General features: G+C 65.3%; 1 protein-coding gene. It reads right to left on the bottom strand.

The window, feature by feature from the left end:
• The coding region (locus EBS11_RS28230; RefSeq protein WP_290608837.1) for a hypothetical protein at positions 1-1,763 on the bottom strand (1,763 nt) is incomplete at both ends.

Below are 1,763 nucleotides of genomic sequence, written 5' to 3'. Positions count from 1 at the left end.
TGGGTACTTCCGGCTCCCGCCGTGTACTTGGCGCGGGTCGAGCCCAGGCTGCGTTGCCAATCGAAGCTGCAGATCACCGTGATCAATCCGCCATTCGAGCCGAAGGGACCATTGATTAACTGCGCGTTCGGGTTAATTTCCGGACTCGTCACCGCAGTTCTCAGCGTCCCGGCGGTCAGGGCCCCGCCGAAATAGCCAGCACCATTGCGCTTGAGATAGAAAATCGCGTTGACGTCATTTTTGGCGCCGGCGCCGGCCCACATGGCATACACGGGATCATCTGGCCCCATTTCGATGCGAAAGCCAGTGCCGGCACCAGTTACCACATTGCCGCTAAACTTTGCGCGGCCGCCGATAATTTCAAACGCCGGCGCGCGCACATTGCCATCGACCCCGACCTGAAAATACGGCCCCGTACGCTCATTGCCGAGCAAAAGCCCCTCAGGCCCCAAATAAAAGCCAGTACCAGCGTCTGGCCAGCTCCATCGATCCAATGCACCGCCAGCAATGTATCCGCGTGCACGCAGACTATTCACCTCCATATTGCCGCCGCGGCTCAGGTGCCAGCCTGCCTGGCCGGCAACATAGTTCGATGACCAGATATCCCCGCCGATCTTCGCATTCGTGATCGACGCGTTCTGGATGAACGCATCGGCGATATACACGCCGATGGGAATGGTGACGCCGCCAATCACGGTCTCCGTGGTCCGCACGATGAACGGCACGGCAGTCGGAATGCCGCTGCCGGCCGGCGCCGCGATGAAGAAGGTGCTGGCACGCACGCCGAAGTCGATACGGCCGCCGCCGCCGATCAGCTCAAAGCCGCCAGCCACGCCGTTGACGTCCACCTGGACGCCATATTTCGCCTGCACCTGGCCCATCGACACGGCGGTGGCGTCGGCCAGCACCTTGACGGCGGCGTACTTGTCGACCAGGCCCGTCACCGGGTCGCGCAGGGTTGCCTGCGCCTGCTGCAGGAACGATGCTGCTGCCTGCGCGCTGCCGTCGGCCTGACTGGCAGCGGTGGATGCATTCTGTCCGCTAACCACGGCTGCCTGGGCACTATTGCCCGCAGTATTGGCCGCCTGCGCTGCGACGCTAGCGGAATTGTTCGCTGCCGCTGCCGCTCCATCGGCATTCGTGGCCGCTTGCGCCGATTCGGCCGCGCGCACGCCTGCGGCGGCGGCTTCGGTCTGCGCGCGAGTAGACGCCTCGATGGCTGCTGTCTTGTATTGCCCCGCCTGGCCAGCCGCCTGCTCGGCAGCCGCCTTGGCCAGTGCCGCCGCAGCAGCCGATGCCGCCGCCGATGCGGTATCGCCGTAAGTGGCCTCCAGGTCGTCAATCAACTCAATCTTGGCGCCTAGGTCGGCGTGCAGCTGCGACTGGGTAATCTCGCCAGTCAGCACGCCCAGCAGGTGCTCGACTTCGACGTCGGACGCGCCCACCGTTCCGCTGCCGGCGTTATACGGGCCGGGAATGGCGGCGCGCGAGACGTAGCGTATCCAGTAGTAACGGAACGCGCCCGGCCCCACCGGGTCGGTATATTCGCGGCCATCGGCACGGCCCACCAGCGCCGCCTGGGCGAAATTATTGACCGGCGCGCGCCACACTTCGGTGTGCGACAGGTTGCTGTAGTTGGCCGGCGCCGCGTCCCATGCCAGCGTAATCGAGGCCGGGTGGCCGGTGGCGACCAAGCCAGTTGGTGCCGGCGGCGGGCGCAGGTCCAGCGCCTGCTGCTTGGCCACCGTCTGGCGGGCGACATA

The organism is Janthinobacterium sp., from assembly GCF_009923995.1.
Classification (GTDB): Bacteria; Pseudomonadota; Gammaproteobacteria; order Burkholderiales; family Burkholderiaceae_D; genus Janthinobacterium.
Note: the sequence above shows the minus strand (reverse complement) of the source record. Positions and strands in the feature narration are given on the sequence as shown.